We start from the raw sequence: 1,433 nt of genomic DNA on the forward strand, positions 1-1,433 counted from the left end.
TATTCGGTCGACGGCGATTCGATGCCCAAGAAGCGACCAAGAACACGCTGGTACGGATCCGTCCTCATGTCGCTGGAAAAATCTTGCACCGTCCATGTGGGACCGATTGACCACCCACTGCGACCGTGGAGTGTTTCGGAGTCTTGAACGAACCTTTCGCAGACCTTGCATGACTTGTCCGAGGTGTCAGTCAGCGGTTTGGCATCTCCGGTTTCAAATGCGTAAGTCACCGTATTCAACCAGTACTGCGTGAAGGCCGCGAAGCCCTCCTTGGTGTTCTGCTTCGCGGCCTCGGGCAGGACGGGCTTGGGGAGATTCCGCGCGGGACCCCTCGAGCTCGCCGGGGTGGGTCGGGAGTCCGGAGTCGGCGGAGCGCTCGAGGACCCCGACAAAACAGAAGGCCCCGACGAGGACGTACCCGACGGCACCGCGTCGCCGGGACCCGAGCCGCACGCGGCCAGCCCCAGACCGAACACGACGACCGCGGCGAGCCCCGCAGAGCGAGACGCACGCCGAAAAGCCAGGCGAAAGACCAAGCGAAAAGCGAAGCGAAGAGCCAAGCGAAAAGCCAAGCGAAAAGCCAAGCGAACAGAACGATAGAGCGCCATTGACGTCCCCCAAGCCATCGGTGCGAATTCCCGCGCTAAGACAAGACGTACGACGGCGCGACGACCCCACCGTAACCACGGCTCACGACGCCTAAGTTCGTCTCAACCGAAAACTCAGTGGCGCAACGACGGGCTCCTCAGTGGCCGCCAGCTACCGCGCCGCGCGATGCAGAGCGCGGTGCAGCGAGATGGCCCTGCGCATGGAGGCGCGGGCGCGCTTGCGATCGCCGGAGGCGTCGTAGGCGAGCCCGAGGCGGTACCAGACGCGCCAGTCGCTCGGAGCGGCCTCTGCGTCGGCCTGGAACGCGGGGAATTCGGCGTCGGCCGCGTCCCGCACGATCCGGCCTCCCGCAGTCCGCGGGAGATTGTCCTCGGGAAGCCCGCCCTCGGCCTCGAGCTCCCTGCCCAGCCGCTCGAGCCCGGCACCGAACATGAGCTCGCGCGCGAGCGCCCACGCCCCGATGATCGGGAGCACGAGGTACGCGGCGCCGATGGCCTTCGCGACGGGCTGCGGGTCCGCGAGCAGGAGAACGGCCCGGTCGAACGTCAGGACCAGGTAGAACACGAGCAGCAGGGCGATGCCCGCGACCCACAGCTTGGTCCGATGGGCCTTGATCCACTCCACGCGGTCAGAGCCCCAGATCGAGATAGCCGTCGAGCCCGACCGTCAGGCCGGGATGCGCCGCGACGGAACGCAGGCCTAGGAGCACGCCGGGCATGAACGACGCGCGGTCGAAGGAATCGTGTCGGATCGTGAGCTGCTCCCCCGGGCCGCCGAGCAAGCGCATCCCGGCATAGCTTTCGAGTTCATCGACGACGACCGCT

Annotated in this window: 3 protein-coding genes; all 3 read right to left on the minus strand. The window is 66.6% G+C overall.

Annotated elements, in window-relative coordinates; translation table 11 throughout:
* The coding region (locus ACLN58_RS22175) for a DUF6318 family protein (protein ID WP_415857369.1) at nt 1–626 on the minus strand (626 nt) is incomplete at its 3' end.
* A 133-nt stretch (nt 627–759) separates the two neighbouring features.
* Nucleotides 760–1,233 (minus strand): tetratricopeptide repeat protein, encoded by a 474-nt coding sequence (locus tag ACLN58_RS22180; RefSeq protein WP_415857370.1) that lies wholly within the window; start codon nt 1,231–1,233, stop codon nt 760–762.
* A 4-nt stretch (nt 1,234–1,237) separates the two neighbouring features.
* The coding region (locus tag ACLN58_RS22185) for a dihydrodipicolinate reductase C-terminal domain-containing protein (RefSeq protein WP_415857371.1) at nt 1,238–1,433 on the minus strand (196 nt) is incomplete at its 5' end.

It is taken from the genome of Sinomonas sp. G460-2, assembly GCF_047759905.1.
Classification (GTDB): Bacteria; Actinomycetota; Actinomycetes; order Actinomycetales; family Micrococcaceae; genus Sinomonas.